At 72.9% G+C, this 22,270-nt stretch carries 1 protein-coding gene (running past one end of the window); it reads right to left on the bottom strand.

All coding sequences use genetic code 11. The annotated features are described in order from the left end of the window. Window positions 1–32 precede the first annotated feature (32 nt). On the bottom strand, window positions 33–22,270 hold the end of the coding sequence (locus QC029_RS06640) for a lonely Cys domain-containing protein (RefSeq protein WP_279554499.1). It continues 26,755 nt past the right edge of the window; only the last 22,238 of its 48,993 coding nucleotides appear in the window; its start codon lies off the right edge, out of view — the gene reads right to left on this strand; its stop codon occupies window positions 33–35.

Genomic DNA, 22,270 nt, shown 5'->3' with positions numbered 1-22,270 from the left:
CGGGCCGGGCGGACCGGCCGGGGAGGTGGCGGTCACGAGCGCGGTGGCTGTTCCTCCTCCACCTCGATGAGCTCGTAGCTGTCCTGTATGTCACCGTCATCGTCCAGCTCGTCCTGGATGCTTCGGCTGACGACGCTGAAGACCGCGCCGGGCGGATAGAGGATCTCCTGCTCGTCCGGATGGACGGAGAAGGGGGAGATGTCCCGGCCCGTGGAGTCGACGACCTGCACCAGGGCACGATGCGTTCCCTCCAGAGGAACAGCCGATGCCTGCAGGAAGTCCAATGCGGTGTTGAGATCCGAGGTGGTGCTGCGGAAGAACGGCATCGTGATGGTGTGCGGACCGTATACCGGGGAGTCGGCCGACGGCTCGTCGTCGAGCTCTCCGGGGATGCCCCGGTCGCCCCAGTAGACGGTCCTGCGGGCCGGGGGGAGTAGTTCGAGGGCCTCGGCGGCCATCTCGATGTGCAACCGCAGCTCGGGGTAGAGCCGGTCGGAGAGGGTGTCCAAGGTGCGGCGCAGCGGCGACAGTTCGGGTCTGCGGCTGAGCGCGTCCAGATCCTGGAGGTCCTCCGGCAGGGCGCGCAGCCCCTCCAGCAGTGCGGTGAAGCCTGGCCGGGCACGCAGGAGCAGGGGCGGATCGCCGCTTTCCACGCCGAGCACCTCCCTCTTGGCCAACCGCCAGATCTTGTTGCGTACCAGGTGGCGGCTCACCGCCTCGCCGAAGCGTTCCGAGACCAGCAGCGTCTTCATGAGCTTGTAGTCGGAGCAGGTGTACAGGTGCAGGGCGGTGATGTGGGCGGGGGTGAGTTTCCTGAGGGCGGCCAGGCCCTCCTGGCCGTATTCCGCCAGCCACTGGCTGATCTTCTGGGCCGTGTTGCTTCCGTCCTGGGGGACCTGTCCGGAGGCGAGGAGCCGGCCGACGGTGTTGATCACTTCGCTCAGGTAGGTCGGCGCGTCGGGGGTTCCGCGCAGGGCTGTGGTGTGCGTGGCGCGGTAGAGGACGGTGTGGGGGAGGGTGAGGTGGGGTTTGAGGTGGGCGGGTACGGGGCCGGAGGGGATGAGGTGGTCCAGGGTCCAGCGGTGCAGGCGGGCGGCGTCGGGATAGGTGGGGGCGGGGTCGGGTACGTCGGCCAGGCCGGTGGTGTGCCAGGCCTGGAGGACTTCGTGGAGGGAATTGTGTTGCTTGGGGACGGCCCAGGCCAGTAGGGCGCGGTGGAAGGCGCGGAGTTCGGCGGGGGTGGCGCCCAGGGTGTGGTGGGCGCGCAGCATCCAGGCGGCGGGTCCGTTGGTTCCGCCCAGGTGGCGCAGGCCCTGGTTGTCGTAGACCTCCGAGCCGGGAGCGGTGTGGCCGGTGGTGCCGGTGTGGCCGGTGGTGCCGGGCAGGAGACGTTCCAGGGTGGGAGCGGTGGGGTCCTGGTTGGCGAAGGCGGCGTTGGCATAGGCCTCCATCAGGCGGTGCAGGGCGCCGTGGCCGGTGAGGGAGGTCAGGACGGTCATGGGGTCGCGGGACTGCTGCCACAGGGGGTCGTGCGGAAGTAGGAAGGCCGAGGTCGCCTGACGGGGGTCGCCGATGTGGTCGGTGAGGAAGCGGTGGAGGCGGATGACGGCGATGCGTGCGACCGCGGTCGCGGCGGGGTGGCCGGCCAGCAGTTGGGCCAGGGCGTGTTCGAAGCGGAGGTTGCGCTGTTGCCATTCCTGGTTGCGGTAATAGCCCCGGAATCGGACGGCGCCGGGTGCGGCGGTCGGGCGCCAGGTGGGGATCGACCAGGGGGCGGGGGTCGTCTCGTCGGCCTGTGTGCTGGGTCCGCTGTTGTAGTTGAGGTAGGTGGGGTTGGGGTAGGTGGCGTTGGGTTCGGGGGTGCCGGTGTTGTCGGTTGTTGTGGGGTGGGTTGCGGTGTCGGTGTCGGGGTGGGTGGTGATCCAGGTGGTGGGGTGTCCGGTGGGGTCTGGTAGGAGGTGGATGTCGGTGGTGTGGGGGGTGGTGCCGGGGGTGATGGCGACTTGGCCGTGGGCGAGGTGGACGGTCAGGCCGGTGGCGTTGGCGATGCGGCGGGCTTGGGCGGTGGCTTGGTCGAGGGCTTGGGGGGTGGTGCCGGGGCCGCAGGCGGTGATGGTGATGCTGGTGTAGCCGTGACCGGGGCCGGGGCGGTGGTTGGTGAGGTGGGTGAGGAGGGTGGCGGTGTGGGTGCCGTCGTCGGGGTGGGGGTGGCCGTGGGTGTCGACGGGGGCCAGTCCGGTGGGGCCGCCGTGGGAGGTGTAGTGGAAGGTGCCGGCGGGGGTGCCGCCGCCGGGTAGGGGTTTGCGGGTGGCGGTGGGGTGTCCGGTGGTGGGGTCGTGGGTCCAGGAGAGGTAGGTGGTGGTGGTTTCCAGGCGGCGGTAGGGGTCCTTGCGGGTGGTCCAGTCCTGCGGGGTGAAGGAGGCCGCGCCCAGCAGCCGGCCGTCCGCACCCACCACCCGCCGCACCACCAGAGACGACGGGGACCGTTCCTCCTCGGCCACGATGAGCTCGTAACTGCCGCCGCGAGACCCCGGATCCGGCGTGACGGTCCGGTTGAGGATCTTGAAGACCGCGCCGGGCGGGTACAGGATCTCCCTTTCCGGGGGGTAGTGGGAGAACAGGGAGATGTCCCGGCCCGTGGAATCGGCGACCTCCACCAGGGCGGGGTGTGAGGCGCCGGGCGCGGGATCCGGTTTCCTGGTGAAGTAGAGGGCGTCGTCGATGCTGGAGGCGGTGCTGCGGAAGAACGGCATCGTGAGGGTGTGCGGACCGTATACCGGGGAGTCGGCCGGCGGTCCGCCGAGCTGCCCGGGGACGGCCCGGTCGCCCCAGTAGACGGTCCTGCGGGCCGGGGGGAGCAGTTCGAGGGCCTCGGCGGCCATCTCGATGTGCAGCCGCAGTTCGGCGTGATAGCGGTTGGAGAGCGTGTCCAGGGTGCTGCGCAGCTGTGCCAGTTCGGGGCGGTGCCTGAGGTCCTGCAGGGTGCGGGAGTCCTCGGGCAGGGCGCGCAACCCTTCCAGCAGTGCGGTGAAGCCGAGCTGGGCACGCAGGGTCAGCGGCAGGAAGGGTACGGCTCCCTCGTCGGCGGCGCCCTTCCTGGCCAGTCGCCAGATCCTGTCGCGTACCAGGCGGCGGCTCACCGCCTCGCCGAAGCGTTCCCCGGCCAGCAGCGTCTTCATGGGGCCGTAATCGCTGCGGGTGTACAGGTGCAGGGCGGTGATGTGGGCGGGGGTGAGCTTCCTGAGCGCGACCAGGCCCTGTTCGCCGTACTCCGCAAGCCAGTCCACGGCCGCCGCGGCGTTGAGGGTCTCACCTTTGAAGTCCCGTCCGAGGGCGATGAGTTGGTCGACCATGGTGACCAGGTCGTCGGGGACGGCCAGCAGACCTGCCGTCTCCCGGCCGTACCGCATCCTCTCCCCGTAGAGGGCGAGATGGGGCGGGGTCAGACGGTCCTGGAGACGGGCGGGGGGAGGGCCGGGGATGAGGTGGTCCAGGGTCCAGCGGTGCATGCGGGCGGCGTCGGGGTAGGTGGGGGCGGGGTCGGGTACGTCGGTCAGGCCGGTGGTGCGCCAAGCCTGGAGGAGTTCGTGGAGGGAGTTGCGGTGGGTGGGGATGGCCCAGGCGAGTAGGGCGCGGTGGAAGGCCTGGAGTTCGGTGGGGGTGGCGCCCAGGGTGTGGTGGGTGCGCAGCATCCAGGCGGCGGGTCCGTTGGTTCCACCCAGGTGGCGCAGGCCCTGGTTGTCGTAGACCTCCGAGCCGGGGCCGGGATGGGACGCCGAAGAGCGGTTGGGCAGGGCCGGGTTCAGCGCCTGGAACGCGGCCCGGTTGGCGAAGGCGGCATCCGCATAGGTCTCCATCAGGTGGTGCAGGGCGTCCTGGCTGGTGGAGGGCGCCGGGAAGGCGGTGAGATCGCCGGTGCGGTCGGTGAGGAAGCGGTGGAGGCGGTCGACGGCGGTCCGTGCGGCCTCGGCCGTTGCGGGGTCGGAGGCCAGGGTCTCGGCCACGGCGAGTTCGAAGGAGAGGTTCTTCTCCCGCCAGGCCGGGTCGGAGTAGTAGCCCTGGAAGCGTACGGCTCCGGGCGCGCCGGTTCTGCGCCAGCCGGAGATCGACCAGGGGGTATCGGACGCTTCGCCGGTCTGGTTGAAGTAGGCGCTGTCGGGATAGACGGCGTTCTCCTCCGGAACGGCGATCGGTACCGTCCCCGTTTCGGCCTGGAGCGCCGGCTGGTGGACGGGGTGAGCCGTGACCTGGCTGATGGCGGTGGGGGTGGTACCGGGAAGGGAAGGTCGGGGCTGTTCCTGTTCGGCCACGAGGATCATCTCGTAGCTCCGCTCGACGTTCATCCTGGCCATGACGGATCGGCGCAGGATGCGGAAGGTGGCGCCGGGCGGGTAGAGGATCTCGCTCTCCTCGTAGTCGGAGAAGGGGGAGATGTCCCGGCCCGTGGAGTCGACGACCTGCACCAGGGCACGGTGCGCGCCCTGGGGGACGTTCGGCCTCTGCGTGAACTGCATCGCGGCCTCGATGCTCTGGCTGGTGCTGCGGAAGAACGGCATCGTGATGGTGTGCGGGCCGTAGAGCGGGGAGTCGGTCGGCGGCTCGTCGCCGAGGTTCCCGGGGATGCCCCGGTCGCCCCAGTAGACGGTCCTGCGGGCCGGGGGGAGCAGTTCGAGGGCCTCGGCGGCCATCTCGATGTGCAGCCGCAGCTGGGGGTAGAGCCGGTCGGCGAGCGCATCCAGCGCGCGGCGCAGCGGCGACAACGCGGGGTTGTTTCTGAGAGCGGCCAGGTCCTGGAGGTTCTCCGGCAGGGTGCGCAGCCTCTCCAGCAGTGCGGTGAAGCCGGGCTGGGCGTACAGGGTCAGGGACCGCGGCGACTCGGGGTCATCGTCGCTGGCGACTTCCACCATGGTCAGCACCCAGATCTTGTTGCGTACCAGGTGGCGGCTCACCGCTTCGCCGAAGCGTTCTGCTGCCAGGAGCGTCTTCATGAGGCCGTAATCGGGCTGGGAGTACAGATAGAGGGCGGTGATGTGGGCGGGGGTGAGTTTCCTGAGGGCGGCCAGGCCCTGCTCGCCGTATTCCGCCAGCCACTGGCTGATTTTCTGGGCCGCGTTGCTTCCGTCCTGGGGGACCTGTCCGGAGGCGAGGAGCCGGCCGACGGTGCTGATCACCTCGGCCAGGTAGTTGGGTTCGTCGGGGGTTCCGCGCAGGGCTGTGGTGTGCGCGGCGCGGTAGAGGACGGTGTGGGGCGGTACCAGGTGGGGTTTGAGGTGGGCGGGTACGGGGCCCGGGGGGATGAGGTGGTCCAGGGTCCAGCGGTGCATGCGGGCGGCGTCGGGGTAGGTGGGCGGGTTTTGGGGGGTGGTGGTCAAGCCGGTGGTGTGCCAGGCCTGGAGGACTTCGTGCAGGGAGTTGCGGTGGGTGGGGATGGCCCAGGCCAGTACGGCGCGGTGGAAGGCGCGGAGTTCGGTGGGGGTGGCGCCCAGGGCGTGGTGGGCGCGGAGCATCCAGGCGGCGGGTCCGCGTGTTCCGCCCAAGTGGCGCAGACCCTGGCTGTCGTAGACCTCCGAGCCGGGAGCGGTGTGGCCGGTGTGGCCGGTGGTGCCGGGCAGGAGACGTTCCAGGGTGGGAGCGGTGGGGTCCTGGTTGGCGAAGGCGGCGTTGGCGTAGGCCTCCATCATCCGCAGGGGAGCGTTGGGACCGGTGAGGGAGGTGAGGGCGGTCATGGCTGCGCGGGACTGCTGCCCCAGGGGGGCACCGGGGCGGAAGAACGCCCGCGCGGCCTGGTCGGGGTCGCCGGTGTGGTCGGTGAGGAAGCGGTGGAGGCGGGTGACGGCGATCCGCGCGATCTGGGTCACCGCGGGATGGTTGGCCAGCAGTTGGGCCAGGGCGTGTTCGAAGCGGAGGTTGCGCTGTTGCCATTCCTGGTTGCGGTAGTAGCCCTGGAAGCGGACGGTGTCGGGACTGCCGGTTCTGCGGGGGTTGGGGACCGACCAGGGAGCGCCGGGTGCCGCGGGGTCGTCGTTGTTGAGGTAGGTGGGGTTGGGGTAGGTGGCGTTGGGTTCGGGGGTGCCGGTGTTGTCGGTTGTTGTGGGGTGGGTTGCGGTGTCGGTGTCGGGGTGGGTGGTGATCCAGGTGGTGGGGTGTCCGGTGGGGTCTGGTAGGAGGTGGATGTCGGTGGTGTGGGGGGTGGTGCCGGGGGTGATGGCGACTTGGCCGTGGGCGAGGTGGACGGTCAGGCCGGTGGCGTTGGCGATGCGGCGGGCTTGGGCGGTGGCTTGGTCGAGGGCTTGGGGGGTGGTGCCGGGGCCGCAGGCGGTGATGGTGATGCTGGTGTAGCCGTGGCGGTGGCCGTGGCGGTGGTTGGTGAGGTGGGTGAGGAGGGTGGCGGTGTGGGTGCCGTCGTCGGGGTGGGTGTGGCCGTGGGTGTCGACGGGGGCCAGGCCGGTGGGGCCGCCGTGGGAGGTGTAGTGGAAGGTGCCGGCGGGGGTGCCGCCGCCGGGTAGGGGTTTGCGGGTGGCGGTGGGGTGTCCGGTGGTGGGGTCGTGGGTCCAGGAGAGGTAGGTGGTGGTGGTTTCCAGGCGGCGGTAGGGGTCCTTGCGGGTGGTCCAGTCCTGCGGGGTGAAGGAGGCCGCGCCCAGCAGCCGGCCGTCCGCACCCACCACCCGCCGCACCACCAGAGACGACGGGGACGGGTCCGCGCCCTCGCCGTACTCCTGACCGTCGCTCTCGGCGGTGAGCCATCCCAGACCGAGCCAGTGCGCACGCTGTTCCGGGTCGATGCCCGCCGCCTCCTCGGCCGCGGTGGTGGGACCGAGACCGTAGTCGCGGATCTGCGCGGTCAGGGCCTTCGCGACCGAGCCGGGGCCGGTGAGGAATCCGTTGCCGACCAGTTCCCTGCCGGGCACGGTCCGCAGCGCCTCGGGAATGGCGTCGACACAGTGGTCGATGAACCGCGAACCGGGCGGCACCGCGATGAAGCTGTTGCCGTACTCGGCCCGGGACCAGCGGTGGGCGACCAGATCCTGGACGGTGATCCGGTCGGCGGACCTGCCCAGGGCTCGAGCGGCCTCCTCCCGGCCCCAGCGGAAGTCGCCGGTGTCCCGGATCATCGGCGCGAGGACGGGAAGGTCCGTCGGGCCCGCCACGGCTCCGGCACCGGTGAGCGACACCGTTCCCGGGGCGATGTCGACATCCGCGTACACGCCGCCGTACCGGTGCAGCACCGCGTAGCGCGCCACGTCTGAGGCGGTGGGAGCCGCGTTCGGCTCGGTACGTGCGCTGTGGTAGATGTCGCGCAGTTTCTCCATGCCCGGGGAGAGCCGGGGAGCTCCCCTCAGGAAGTCGAGTACGCCCGTGCTCCTGGGCGGCAGCAGCTCCGTCGTCTCCACGAAGCGCACCCCCAGGTCCTCCAGGTGGGCGCGGAGCGCCGGGTCCCACACGGTGACCGGGCCGGTGCCGGACGTGCCGGAAGCACGGCCGGTGTCCGTCCAGAGCCGGACCTGCCAGCCGGAGCCGCGGGCCCGCCGGGCCCAGGCGCCGATGTTCTCCACGGCGTCCGCGGAGATCGGCCGTCCGCTCCAGTAGAAGTGCAGGATCCTGGGAACGTCGCGCAGTCCCGGCAGCCGGTGTCCGCCCGGCGCGATGTGCATCGTCCGGAAGGCCGTGATCGCCCGGGTCGCCCGCTCGCGCAGGTCCACCGCGTCGGCGTGGGCCGTCGTCCCGGCGAGCCGGTCGGCGCGGGCCGCGAGACGGTGGGCCAGGATCCGGGCGGCGCTGGACCGGCCCCCGTCCAGCAGTTCCGCCAGACGGGTGAGGATCGCGTCGGCCTGTGCCCGGTCCAGCGGGCCGTCGTACCGGGCGAGGTCCTCGGGAGCGAGGTGGCGCGGTGCGCTCGGCACGGTGAGCGGGGCGGTGTCGTCGGAGGACGGTGCCGCGGTGTCCTCCGAGGCCTTGGGAAGCAGGCCGAGGACTTCCAGGGCGTGCTCGTCGGGGAACCTCCCGTCGGTGGCCACATGGGCGCGCAGTTCGTCCTCGGCCAGCGGGGCGATGCGCCAGTACCGGCCCCAGTTGTCGAGGTAGTCCAGGTCGGACGGCTCGGGGGTGCCGCGCTCCCGCAGGGAGTCCAGAACGAGCTGGGAGCCCAGCATGACCTCGTGCAGCGAGTGGTGTCCCACCGGCAGCATCTCGGCCAGCAGCGCCAGGCGCACCAGCCCCAGGTCGACCCTCAGCCCCCAGATGTCGCGCATCTTCACGGCCTGCGCCATCAGACGGTGGGCCGAGCCGGAGGTACCGGCGCGGACCAGGCCGCCGGTGGTCTCGGCGGCGGACTGCAGAGCACTCCGCATGGCGAGGTTCCACCGGTTCATGCCCGGGATCCAGGGAATCCGCCCGTCCGGCATCAGGGCGAGTTCCGCCTCGCTCAGCGGCGGGCGCACCTCCTGCGGGCGTACCGGGGACCGCAGGATCCGCTCGGCTTCGGCGAGCAGACGGTTCCGCTGTTCGGGGGGCAGGGCGCGGGCGTGTTCGCGTGCCTGCTCGTAGGCGGTCATCACGCTGGACGGGAGCCGGTCGGCGCGCTCGGCGGCGATGGGCTGCGGGTCGGGGTCGGGGCTGCCCAGCAGATCGGAGATCAGCCGGGCGCCGACCCACAGCATGCCCATGCGCTCGCGCAGGTTGCCGGCGTCCACCACGGCCCGGAGGCGGTCGCGGTCGGTTCCCACCGTGCCGTCGATGGTGGGGTCGCCCGAACCCAGCTCCCGCCATCTGCCGACTGCCACGGCCCGGTCCCAGACCGCGCGGACCATCACCGCGAGCTGGTCGTTGAGGTCCTGACGGTCGCCGAGGTACCAACCGAGCCGCTGCTCGAAGCGCTCGCTTTCCCGCAGGTAGCGGATGCGGGCCCGTACCCAGTCCGGTGCCGGGCCGGATTCGCCGGTCCGGCCGGGGTGTGCGCCGTCGGGATGGACGGCGCTCCGCTCCGGGGCGGCGGCGGGCACCGTCTCCGCTCCCGGTGCCTGCTCGTACGCCCATCGGCGTGAGCCGGAGGAGGAGGGACCGTGAGGACGGTTTCCGGCCGTCTCGGTACCGGGCGCCGGAGCGGGGAGGTGCGGCCCGGGCTGTTCCCGCTCGGCCACGAGGATCATCTCGTAGCTCTGCCCGGAGTCCTGCTCGGCCACGACGGACCGGTTCAGGACGTGGAAGACGGCGCCGGGCGGGTAGAGGATCTCGCTCTCCTCGTAGCCGGAGAAGGGGGAGATGTCCCGGCCCGTGGAGTCGACGACCTGCACCAGGGCACGGTGTGCGTCATGGGGAACGGGCTTCCGACTCAGCGTGAAGCGCAGAGCGGTACCGACATCCGAGGTGGTGCTGCGGAAGAACGGCATCGTGAGGGTGCGCGGGCCGTAGACCGGGGACTCGGCCGGCGGACCGCCGAGGTTCCCGGGGACGCCCCGGTCGCCCCAGTAGACGGTCCTGCGGGCCGGGGGGAGCAGTTCGAGGGCCTCGGCGGCCATCTCGATGTGCAACCGCAGCTGGGGGTAGATCCGGTCGGAGACGGCGTCCAGGGTGCGGCGCAGCCGCGACAGCGCGGGGTCGTGCCTGTGGTTCCGCAGGGTGCGGGCGTCCTCGGGCAGGGCGCGCAGCCCCTCCAGCAGTTCGGTGAAGCCGGGCTGGACGAGGAGGGTCAGCGGCAGCTCGGGTTCCTGTTCCTGGTCCCCGCCGACGGCTCCGTCCTTGGCCAGTGCCCAGACCTTGTTGCGTACCAGGTGGCGGCTCACCGCTTCGCCGAAGCGTTCCCCGGCCAGGAGCGTCTTCATGAGGCCGTAGTCGACGCGGGTGTACAGGTGCAGGGCGGTGATGTGGGCGGGGGTGAGTTTCCTGAGCGCGGCCAGGCCCTCCGCGCCGTACTCCTCCAGCCACTGCCCGAGCCCCGAGCTCGTGATGAAGGCGTCGTCGTCCTCGGAGGTCGGCCTGGACGCGGCAAGCCGGTCGACCACGTCGACCAGCTGTTCCAGGTAGGCCGATGAGCTGTCCTCGTCGAGCAGGCTGCGGGTGTGGTCGTCGTAGAGGGCGATGTGGGGCGGGGTCAGACGGTCCTGGAGACGGGCGGGGGGAGGGCCGGGGATGAGGTGGTCCAGGGCCCAGCGGTGCATGCGGGCGGCATCGGGATAGGCGGGGGCGGGGTCGGGTACGTCGGCCAGGCCGGTGGTGTGCCAGGCCTGGAGGACTTCGTGCAGGGAGTTGTGTTGCTTGGGGACGGCCCAGGCCAGTACGGCGCGGTGGAAGGCCCGGAGTTCGGCGGGGGTGGCGCCCAGGGCGTGGTGGGCGCGCAGCATCCAGGCGGCGGGTCCGCGTGTTCCGCCCAGGTGGCGCAGACCCCGGCTGTCGTACACACCCGTAGGCGAGGAGGCGGGCGTGGAGTACGGCAGGGGGCGGCCGGTGGTGCCGGGCAGGAGGCGTTCCAGGGTGGGAGCGGTGGGGTCCTGGTTGGCGAAGGCGGCGTTGGCGTAGGCCTCCATCATCCGCCGCAGGGCGTTACGGCCGGTGGGGGAGGTGAGGGCGGTCATGGCGGCGCGGGGCTGCTGACCCTGGGGGTCGTGGGGGCGGAAGAACGCCCGCGTGGCCTGGTCGGGGTCGCCGATGCGGTCGGTGAGGAAGTGGTGGAGGCGGTCGATGGCGGTCCGTGCGGCCTCGGTCACCGCGGGGTCGGAGGTCAGGGCGTCGGCCACGGCGAGTTCGAAGGAGAGGTTCCTCGCCTGCCAGGCCGGATCGGAGTAGTGGTCCCGGAATCGGACGGCGCCGGGTGCGGCGGTCGGGCGCCAGGTGGGGATCGACCAGGGGGCGGTGGTCGTCTCGTCGGCCTGTGTGCCGGGTCCGCTGTTGTAGTTGAGGTAGGTGGGGTGGGGGTAGGTGGCGTCGGGTTCGGGGGTGCCGGTGCCGGTGTCGGTGTCGGTTGCGGTGGTGGTTTCGGTGGTTGCGGTGTCGGTGTCGGTTGCGGTTGTGGGGATTGTGGTGTCGGGGTGGGTGGTGATCCAGGTGGTGGGGTGTCCGGTGGGGTCTGGTAGGAGGTGGATGTCGGTGGTGTGGGGGGTGGTGCCGGGGGTGATGGCGACTTGGCCGTGGGCGAGGTGGACGGTCAGGCCGGTGGCGTTGGCGATGCGGCGGGCTTGGGCGGTGGCTTGGGTGAGGGCTTGGGGGGTGGTGCCGGGGCCGCAGGCGGTGATGGTGATGCTGGTGTAGCCGTGGCGGTGGTTGGTGAGGTGGGTGAGGAGGGTGGCGGTGTGAGTGCCGTCGTCGGGGTGGGTGTGGCCGTGGGTGTCGACGGGGGCCAGGCCGGTGGGGCCGCCGTGGGAGGCGTAGTGGAAGGTGCCGGCGGGGGTGCCGCCGCCGGGTAGGGGTTTGCGGGTGGCGGTGGGGTGTCCGGTGGTGGGGTCGTGGGTCCAGGAGAGGTAGGTGGTGGTGGTTTCCAGGCGGCGGTAGGGGTCCTTGCGGGTGGTCCAGTCCTGCGGGGTGAAGGAGGCCGCGCCCAGCAGCCGGCCGTCCGCACCCACCACCCGCCGCACCACCAGAGACGACGGGGACGGGTCCGCGCCCTCGCCGTACTCCTGACCGTCGTCCTCGGAGAGGGAGGTGACGTCCTGCGGGTACGGGCCTGGTTCCGCGAGCCGGACGAGTTCGTACGGGAACGTGCCGTCGGAAAGGCTGATGCGTTCGGTGACCTCGAGATCGGTCTGCGCCGCGTAGACCGCCGTCCCGCGCTCGGGGTGACGGGAGAAGACGGAGACGTCCCGTACCCGGGAGTCCTCCGCGGTGAACAGTGCCGCGCGCCATCCGGGGCCCGGGAGCTGCTTGGACCGCAGGTCCTCCAGGGCGGCCCGCTGATCGAGCCGGGCCGTGTGGAACTCCGGCACCGTGATCGTGCGCGGTGCGTCCGGGCCGTCCGGCAGCCAGCCGGCCCACCACACCCGGGCCCGCACCGGCGGAATCCGGGTGAGCCCCTCGGCGGCCATGGCGATGTGCAGATCCCGGTAGGTGTGGAGTTGGGGCGCCATCTCGGAGAAGTGCTCCAGCACGGCGGGCAGGAAGTCGCGCAGCGCCTCCGTCCGGTCCGCGGCGGTCGCGGCGGTCGCGGCGGCGGACCTGGCCCGGTCGACCAGGGCCTGGAAGTCCGTGTCGAGCATGGGCAGAAGGGGGAGGTCGAACCGGCCGCTGAGGAGTTCGTCGGCGATCACGGTGTGGGCGCGCCATGTCAGCGCGGTCACGGGGCCGGGCTGCAGCAGGGCGGCGTCCGGCCCGCCCAGCAGGGCCAGCGCGATGACGTGCCCCTCGTCCAGGTCCGTGAGCGGGGAGCTGCCGGTGCGACCCCACCAGCCGAGCAGTGCCCGCTCCCGTGGGGGGAGCCCGCTTGCGTCGGCGGCGGACGCGGCTGCCGAGGTACGGCCGGACAGGGCGCCGGCCTCCCGCAGCCTCTGCTCGGCCTCCCGCAGGGAGCCGTGGACGGCGGAGAGCGCCGGGCCGTATCCGGTGATCCCCTCGAAGACCTCCTTGGCCTCCGCGGCGTACAGCCGCCGCTGCGGTGGTTGCGGCGCTCCCTGCGGCCCGGCCTGCCGGCCGCCGCGACGGAGAAGCACCCGTTCGGTCCACTGGTAGAGGTGCGTGGCGTCGCCGGCGAGTGCGGCGCGTTCGGCGCTGTCCCCCAGCCCCACGGCGTGTGAGGCGTGCAGGATCTCGTAGAGGGAGTGGTGGCCTGCGGGCAGCAGCCAGGCCATCAGCGCGTCGCGGAAGCCGGGCAGGTCCTCCCAGCCCACGTCCGGCAGCTCCCAGTATGCGGCCAGCAGCTCCTGCACCAGGGGCGCGCTGCCGTGGGGGAGGGGGAAACCGCGCTCGAGGTGGATGTCGCGGTTCCAGTGGCCTTCCGTGTCCAGCGGCGGAAGATCGCGTAGCAGATCCCCCTTGCCGGCGGCCGTGCTGAACGCGGACATCAGTTGCGCCACTCCGGTTCCGGCGGCCGGGTCCAGCAGGGCCCGCATGGCGGCGTGGTCGGAGGACCGGGAGTCGTCGTGGTCGAAGAACTCCCGTTGCGCGGCCTCCTCGCTGCCGTACCAGAGGACGAAGTCCTGGTAGAGGGCTGCGACGGCGCCGCGTGCCGCCTCGACGACGTCGGAGTCGGCTGCCAGGGCCCGGCCGACGGCGCGCTCGTACTCATCGCTCGCCGCGACCCACTGCGGGGTCCGGTAGAAGTCCCTGAACCCGTCCGCGTGCGGGGAGGGGAGGGAGCGGAGTTCCCGGTCCCGTCGTGCCGCGGTGGGTTCTGCGGTCGCCTCCTCGAGGGTCACGTGCGTGTAGCGCAGGCCGGTCGCGGTGTCGTAGCGCTCCTGGCGCTCCAGCACGCGGAAGGTGACCGGTTCCGGATACAGCGCCTGCCGCCACTCGGGCAGGACCGCGAAGGGGGCGACATCGCGCGCGGTCGACCGGAGGACCTCCCACACCACCGGCACCCTCCCCGCTTCCGGCGGGGTGTTGGCGTGGGAGTCCAGCACGATCCTCGGCGAGGTCGTGGCGTGGTGGAGACGCGGCTTGGTGAACGTCCGGCCCGGCGTGGCGTGGGCCTGCGACTCGCCGCCGGAAGCATCGAGGTAGCCGTGGTACCACACGCTGCCGTCCACCGGCGGCAGCCGCAGGAGGGCCTCCAGGGCCATCCGCCGGTGGACCGCCAGTTCGCCGACCAGTCCGTCGACGGTCTCCGCCAGCCGGTCCGCGGCCTGCCGCCCGAGTTCGGCCAGCCAGGCCGGCCGGTCGGGGGCGTTCGGCGGGATCTGCTGTGCCTCGCGTACGAGCTCGCGGAACCGGTGATCCCGCCGGAACAGCACCGGGAGCGCTTCGGGCCGTCCCTGGACGAAGGGCTGCCGGACCACGGGGGTCGCCGCCCTGAGCAGCCGGCTCCGCGCACCGGGGCCTTCGGTGAACCGCTCGCCGAGGAGGAAGCCGTCGGGGCCGGTGGCGAGGTAGAGGGAGGGGAGGTGCGCGGCGGAGATGTTGCCCGGCAGCGCCGGGACCCGGTGGCGGAGCAGCCACGTGCGCAGGGCCTCCCTGCGGGGCCGGAGCGATGCGGGCGCGGGCCAGGGCAGGTTCCGCAGGTCGTCGGCGGCCGGTTCGCCGCCCCGGACACCGGTGATCCGGGCGATGGCGGCGATCTGCGCCGTGCCGTCGGTGAGCCAGGGGCCGAGCCAGGCGCTGCGCTGCTGGTGGATCCGCTGGTGAGGCGGCTGGAGGGCCGCCCGCAGGACGGCGGCGTCCGAGTCGCCGAGCAGGGCGGGGCCGGTGCCGAGGTGTTCGTGCGGTGTGAGGGCGGCGTCGGCCCACGCGTACATCCCCGCGGCGTCGGTACGGGCGGGGACGGGTTCGTCCGGCCCCCGTACTCCGGCTCGCTGGGCCGCCTCCACCACCTCGACCAGGGAGTGGTCACCGGTCCACAGATGGAAGGCCAGCAGCGCGTCGCGCAGTCCCAGGAGCTGGGGCGCGCCGACCGACGGCAGGCCGCGGAAGGCGTTCAGCAGCCACTCCACCCTGTCCGCCATCCCCCCTCCGGCGGGGTAACCGAGCCGGTCGTGCCGGTCCAGGTACCAGGGATCCCGGTGGTGGTGGGGGATGACCACGGGGAGTGCGGTACGCAGATAACCGGTGTTCAGCTCGTGACGGGTGCTCCACAGCGCGCGGAGCGAGTGGGCGTGGGCGGTACCCCGCCCGGGGGACAGGGCCGCGTCGATGATGCGGCCGGTCAGCTCCCGTACGGACGCCGAGGAGGAGTCGCTCAGCAGCCGGTCGGTCTCCTGGGAGAGGTCCGCGTCCTGCGGCAGGTCGGGGTGGAAGGCCAGGGTGGCGGCGCGGTCGCCGAGGTGGGAGGAGAGGTAGCCGTGCAGGGTGCGGACGGCCGAGCGCGCGTGCTCCAGCACCGCGGGGTCGGAGACGAGCGCCTGTCCCAGCGCCTGTTCGTACGCCTTGCTCAGCTGCCACCAGCGCGGGTCGGAGTGGAAGGGGCCGTAGGAGCGGCTCCCGGCCGACTCGGTGCCGGGCGCCGGAGCGGGAAGGGGCGGCCCGGGCTGCGCCTGCTCGGCCGCGAGGATCATCTCGTAGCTCCGGCTGGGATCCGATTCGTCGACCAGCGACCGGTTCAGGACGCGGAAGACGGTGCCGGGCGGGTAGAGGACCTCGCTCTCCTCGTACCTGGAGAAGGGGGAGATGTCCCGGCCCGTGGAGTCGACGACCTGCACCAGGGCACGGTGCGCGCCATGGGGAGCGGGCCTCCGACTCAGCATGAACTTCAACGCGGCGTCGCTGCTCTGACTGGTGCTGCGGAAGAACGGCATCGTGAGGGTGTGCGGGCCGTAGACCGGGGACTCGGCCGACGGCCCGTCGCCGAGGTTCCCGGGGACGGCCCGGTCGCCCCAGTAGACGGTCCTGCGGGCCGGGGGAAGCAGTTCGAGGGCCTCGGCGGCCATCTCGACGTGCAGCCGCAGCTCGGAGTAGAGCCGGTCGGAGAGGGCGTCCAGCGCGCGGCGCGGCTGCGACGCCCGGATGTGTTCTCTGAGGTTCCGCGGCCTGCCGAAGACCTCCCACAGCTCGCGGAGGTCCTTCACCAGGCTGAGGAAGCCGGGCTGGGCGCCGAGTACCACCGGCTTGTGGGACGGCCTGGGGTTCGGGTTGGCGACCATCCACAGGGTGAGGTCCCAGACCCTGTTGCGCAGCAGGTGGCGGCTCACCGCCTCGCCGAAGCGCTCTCCGGCCAGGAGCGTCTTCATGAGCCTGTAGTCGACGCGGGTGTACAGGTGCAGGGCGGTGATGTGGGCGGGGGTGAGTTTCCTGAGCGCGGCCAGGCCCTCCGCACCGTACTCCTCCAGCCACTGCCTGATCCTCCGGGCCGCACGGCTCTCGTCTCCGGAGACCTGTTCGGACACGGTGAGCCGACTGATCGCGTCGGCCAACTCGTCCGAGTGGGCCGGTGTGTCGGCCGTGTCGAGGAAGATGGGGATGCTGCCCTCTTCGGGGCCCCGCGCTGCCGTGGTCGTGAAGGACCCGCCCTCGGGTCCGGGTCCGGGCGCGGCAAGCCGGCCGACCACGTCGATCAGCTCGCTCACGTCGTAGGCCGATGTGTTGTCCTCGTCGAACAGGCCGAAGGTGTGGTCGTCGTAGAGGGCGAGATGGGGCGGGGTCAGGCGGTCCTGGAGACGGGCGGGGGGAGGGCCGGGGATGAGGTGGTCCAGGGCCCAGCGGTGCAGGCGGGCGGCGTCGGGGTAGGCGGGGGCGGGGTCGGGTACGTCGGCCAGGCCGGTGGTGTGCCAGGACTGGAGGACTTCGTGCAGGGAGTTGCGGTGGGTGGGGATGGCCCAGGCGAGTAGGGCGCGGTGGAAGGCGCGGAGTTCGGTGGGGGTGGCGCCCAGGGTGTGGTGGGCGCGGAGCATCCAGGCGGCGGGTCCGCGTGTTCCGCCCAGGTGGCGCAGGCCCCGGCCGTCGTAGCCCCCCGTGTGGACGAAGGGGAAGCGCGGCAGGGGGCGGCCGGTGTAGCCGGTACTGCCGGGCAGGGCGCGGTCCAGGGTCAGGGAAGCGGCCTGGTGGGCGAAGGCGGCGTTGGCGTAGGCCTCCATCATCCGCAGGGGAGCGTTGGGACCGGTGAGGGAGGTCAGGGCGGCCATGGGGCCGCCGGACTCCTGCCACAGCGGGTCCCCAGGGAGGAGGAAGGACTGCGCGGCCTGGTCGGGGTCGCCGGTGCGGTCGGTGAGGAAGCGGTGGAGGCGGGTGACGGCGGTCCTTGCGGCCTCGGTCACCGCGGGGTCGGAGGTCAGGGCGTCGGCCACGGCGAGTTCGAAGGAGAGGTTCCTCGCCTGCCAGGCCGGGTCGGAGTAGTAGTTCTGGAAGCGGATGGTGCCGGGGCTGCCGGTTTGGCGGGGGTTGGGGACCGACCAGGGCAGGTCGAATGCCTCGCTGGTCCAGGCCCCGTAACCGCCCCTGGAGCCGAAGGTGTTGAGGTAGGTGGGGTTGGGGTAGGTGGCGTCGGGTTCGGGGGTGCCGGTTTCCGTCTCGGTGCCGGTGTCGGTTGCGGTGGTGGTTTCGGTGTCGGGGTTGGTTGCGGTGTCGGTGTCGGTGTCGGGGTGGGTGGTGATCCAGGTGGTGGGGTGTCCGGTGGGGTCTGGTAGGAGGTGGATGTCGGTGGTGTGGGGGGTGGTGCCGGGGGTGATGGCGACTTGGCCGTGGGCGAGGTGGACGGTCAGGCCGGTGGCGTTGGCGATGCGGCGGGCTTGGGCGGTGGCTTGGTCGAGGGCTTGGGGGGTGGTGCCGGGGCCGCAGGCGGTGATGGTGATGCTGGTGTAGCCGTGACCGGGGCCGGGGCGGTGGTTGGTGAGGTGGGTGAGGAGGGTGGCGGTGTGGGTGCCGTCGTCGGGGTGGGGGTGGCCGTGGGTGTCGACGGGGGCCAGTCCGGTGGGGCCGCCGTGGGAGGTGTAGTGGAAGGTGCCGGCGGGGGTGCCGCCGCCGGGTAGGGGTTTGCGGGTGGCGGTGGGGTGTCCGGTGGTGGGGTCGTGGGTCCAGGAGAGGTAGGTGGTGGTGGTTTCCAGGCGGCGGTAGGGGTCCTTGCGGGTGGTCCAGTCCTGCGGGGTGAAGGAGGCCGCGCCCAGCAGCCGGCCGTCCGCACCCACCACCCGCCGCAGGATGTAGGGAGGCTGGGACGGGTCGCCTCCGGGGTGCACCTTCCAGGGGTCCGCCACGGCGCCCTTCCGCTTGCCGGCGGGACCGCCGGAGCCGGGCGCCGACGGCCCCGCCGGCGTCGGCACCCCGCCCGTCCGGACGTCGACGCCACGCCTGCGCCACTGCTGCATGTCCTCCACGAGCCGGCTGACACGGGTCCACCAGGCGTCGGGAAGGCCCTCCGGGCGGCCCGCGAACTCCGGGAACACCACCGGGTGCAGCAACAGGTTCACATGGGGCCCGTTCTCCGGCCGGTGGCCGGAGAACGGGGCGAACGGCTGGAGCTTCTGCTTGATCTCGACGGCCTCCCTGCGCAGCACGGCGACCTGCTCCTTCATGCCGGAGTCGGTCGGCGGCCGGTCCCGGAGCGCCTGCCAGGAGGTCTCCAGGGCCGTGACGCGGGACAGCAGCGCCTCCTGGGCGGCCTTGCTGTTCAACGGGTGCTCGGGGCGGTACCCCCCCTGGGGCATGTGGGTCTTCTGCCAGAGGCTGATCTCGGCGGTGTCGGCATGGGACACGGTGAGCAGAGGAGCCGGGAAACCGCCGATCTGCGCCATGAGCCGGTCGAGTTCCCCCGTTCCGAGGGTGATCAGGTCCTCCAGCGAGCGCGCCGCACCGGTCGGGTCGAGAGTCCGGGGCAGGCCGTCCCGCAGGAACTCCCGGACGGTGTGCACGGGATCCGGCCCGGCGGCCCCGTCCGACTCCAGGGAGACCCGGAGTTCATCGAGGGCGGTGTCCAGACGGTCGGACAGCTCGGTCCACGAGGGCTGTCCGGGAACCGTGTCGGTCAGGTCGGCGCGGTAGTCGGCGAGCACCCGGCGCCAGTCGCGGACGGCGTCCGACAGGGCCCGCCGCACCGCGGCGCGGTCGGCCGCCGTCGACACCGTGTCGGCCCGCTCCGCCAGCCGGACCAGACGGTCGTGCTGGAAGAGCCACTCGGTGGGGGCCTCGAACTGCTGCCGCCGCCAGGTCCACACCGCGCCGTGCCAGGACTGCCCGTCGCCGTGTGCCTCGTCCCCCCAGGTGGCGCCCGAGACGTAGGTCCAGCGTTCGGCCTTGTCGTCGCGCATGGCCCGCCGCTCGAGATAGACGGTCGGCATGCCCAGGAGGGCGGGCATCTCCAGCGCGCCGCTCTCCATGCCGATCGCGACGGCCCCGTGCTCGCGTGCCAGGTAGTCCAGCAGGGCGAACTGCTCGCGGCGGCCGTCGAGGTGGTGGGTGCGCCAGAACCTGATCAGGTTGTGGCGGCTGTCGTCGGCGGAGGTCGCGCCGAACAGACCGTCGGAACGGTGGCGTTCCCGCAGCGACGGCCCGGGTTCGTCCCCGGCGGGAAGAACGCGTGCGCCGGGGAACCGCTCCTTCAGGCGGTGCGCGATCTGGGTGAAGAAGGTGTCGGGCATGTCGAGTTCGGGGTAGCTCCCGCCGGGAGTGAGTCCCGACCTGCGGATCCACAGCAGGAAGACGCGTCGGCCGTCCCGCAGCCCCAGGAGCTCATCGGCCTGCCGCTCGATCTCCAGCCGCCGCTCCTCACCGACCGTTTCCACGGCTCCGGCACGTAGCGCCCGCAGGGCCCGCTGCGGGCCGTCGCCGGGGGAGGTGAAGGCGTTCGCCACGAGCAGGTGGGTGTCGCTGACGTGCCGCAGGCTCGCCGGAAGCTGCTGTTCGGAATCCTGGTGGTGGATCAGCCGGATGCGGTCGGGGGCGATCCCCATGCCCACCAGGTCCGCCTTCATCCCGCGTGCGGCCCGCAGCCCCGTCCCGACGAGGGCGTCGATCGCCTGCGCGTCCGTGCCGCCGAAGCCGGGGTTGAGGTGGCGGAAGTGCGCGAGCGCGTCCGCGAACGCCTCCCGCCGGGCCGCGCGGTGGTGTTCGTCCAGGTAGTAGACCCCGTCGTAGTGGATCTCCAGCCGGTGCCTCGGGTCGAGGAGCAGCGCGGCGCCGTGGATCGGCATCTCACCGGAGAAGTGCGCCATGATGCGGTGGACCCGTTTCCTCTCCTCCTTGCTCCCCTCCCGGGGGAAGGGCTGGTCGCCGGCCGCCGCCAGCTCCGGGTCCATCCTCCGCAGCGCCTCCAGGAACCGCTCGTCCCGCGGGTTCCCGTCCCGGTCGTGACCGAGCGTGCCGTCGTCCGGCGCGACGGGGCCGGGACCGGACGGCCGGTCCTGCGGCAGGGCCGCGAGGTGACGGTCGCCGTCGAGGACCACGACGGCGACCGGGGGGCCGTCCTCCCCGGCGTCGGCGCCATGGCGGCCGGTCTCGCCGTCGGGACCGACCACGGCGATCCGCACGCCCAGTTCACGGGCCGCGACCTCGGGCAGGACGCGGACGGCCAGGTCCGCGACGGCCCTCTCCCCGCCTCCGTGGGACGGGTCCAGCAGCGCCAGCCGGAAGTGCCCGGCGGCACCCAGTCCGGCGTCGGAGACGGGCAGCGCGCCTCCCAGCAGGACGGCCTGGAGCTGCCGTTCCCCGTCGAGGGTCACCCCGGCGTCCGCGAGCAGGTCCACCGGGACGGTGCGTCCGCCGTCCGGCGGCGGCAGCGCGCCGCCGGGTACGTCGGCGTCGGTGACGCGCCGCGCCAGCCAGGCGCGGAAGTCCCCCGCGGTGCGGACGGCGGCGGGCCCCGGCACGTCCACCGCGTCCGGCGCGGTGTGACGCAGGGCGGTCAGCAGGGCACCGGCGAACCCGTCGGGCCCGCCGCCGTCCCGCGGCTCCTGGAGCGCCAGGGGAACGCCGTCGAGTTCCGCGGTGTGCGGTCCGGTACGCCGGTAGCCGCCGCCTGGAACGGGCGCCGCGGGTGCCGGGGGAGAACCGAGGAAGCGGCCGGTCGCCCGGTCGTAGCGCTGGTTGCCGCGCAGGGAGAGGAGGATCAGCTCGTCGTCGGGGCGGACCGGCCAGGTGGCCGTGCCCAGGCGCGCGACGGCCAGGTCGTCCTCCTCCATGACGCCGAGCGCGCCGCGCACCGTGACGGTGGCGCCGGCGAACCTCCCCCCGCTGAGGACGATCTCCTCCTGGACGAGCAGCGCCCGGCCGTCGGATCCGACACTGTAGTGCCAGGTGTGGACCGGAGCGCCGCCGGCCTCGCCCAGGCGGTGGACGCTGATCTGCCCGCCCTCGCGGTCCACGCGGAACAGCCCGGATCCGGCGCCGTCCGCGGTGACGGTCGCCTCCCCGGAGGGCGTGACGCGCAGTTCCGCCCCCGGATGGCCGGGGAGGGCGATCCTCCCTCCGGCCGGAACCTCGCGGCCGCCGGACGGCGGGACGGACGGCGGGACGGACGGCGCGACGGTCGGTGGCGGGGAAGCGTCCAGGTCCGCCCGGAGGGGGTCCCCCGCCCCGGCCGGGAGCTCCTGACCGCCGGGGGTCCCCCACAGGGCCGAGCGGTCCGGGCGGACCCCCTGCCAGTCGCCGAGCCGGGTGTCGGGCGCCTCAGGCGTGCGGTACAGGCAGATCGCCGACACGCCGTCGGGGTCCGGGCCGGTCAGTCCCGTGGCGGCACGCGAACGGTGCACCGTCCTGCCGGTGGCGTTCGCGGTCGCCTCGGCAGCCCGCAGGCTCTCCTCGCCGGGGGCCAGGCCGACCAGTACGGCCTCCTGCACGTCCGCGCCGGCGTCCAGCAGGAGCGGGTCCATGGCCGCCAGTTCGCCGATCTCGTCGGGGGGTGTCCGATCGTCCAGGAGCAGCACGTAGGGACTCTGCCGGGGGTTCCACGGCGGGTCGCCGTGCGCGAGGACCTCGGACTCGCCGGGCCGGGTCCCGTCGACGAGGCCGATGCGGCTCGTGCTCAGGCGGGTGACCGGCCGGTCCGTCAGGTTGCGGCCCACCGGCCTGCCCGCCTCGTTCCGGACGGCGTTCCTCAGGGCCAGTACGTCATGACGCGCGTGCAGGTCGTAGGCGGCCCAGGCGGCGGGCCGGGAGTCGCTATGGCCCGCGGCGATCGTCTGCGCCACCCGCAGCCACAGCTCCCTGCGATGCCGCGTCCCGATCCCCTGTTCCGGATCGAGGTGCAGCACCTTGCGGACGAGTGCCTCCGGAGCGCCGGGCACGGCGGCGATCGCGGCGTGGGCCCGTACCAGGGACCAGAACGCCAGGGCGTGTTCCCCCTCCGTCACCGGCCCGTGCGCGCTCCGGCGCAGAACCTCCTCCACCAGGCCGTCCCGGTTCCCGGTCGCCCACACCTCCCCGGCCGCGGCCACCGAGGGCAGGGGGAGGTGACGGGTCAGGGCCGGGGGGACGTCCGGTGTCCGGGCCCACCGCACGGCCCTCGCCAGCAGTACGCGGTGGTCCTCCGGAGCGGGCGCCCGGTTCTCCCCGCCGGGGGAGCGGCGCAGCTCCTCCCGTGCGGCGTGGTGGAGGAACGCCAGGGTGAACGGGCCGGCGGTGGCGAAGGCCGGGTCGTCCCGGCGCAGCCGCTCCAGCGCGCCGATGCCTTCCACCAGCGCCGCCTCCCCCTCCGCCCGGGGACCGAAGACCTGTCGCAGCGCCCGCACCAGACGCAGTGTCCGCGCCACCGTCTCCGGCGGCACCGGGCCCG

Origin of the sequence: Streptomyces sp. DH37 (assembly GCF_029813835.1) — a bacterium.
In the GTDB taxonomy this organism is placed as follows: Bacteria; Actinomycetota; Actinomycetes; order Streptomycetales; family Streptomycetaceae; genus Streptomyces.
This window is presented reverse-complemented; position numbering and strand designations above follow the sequence as displayed.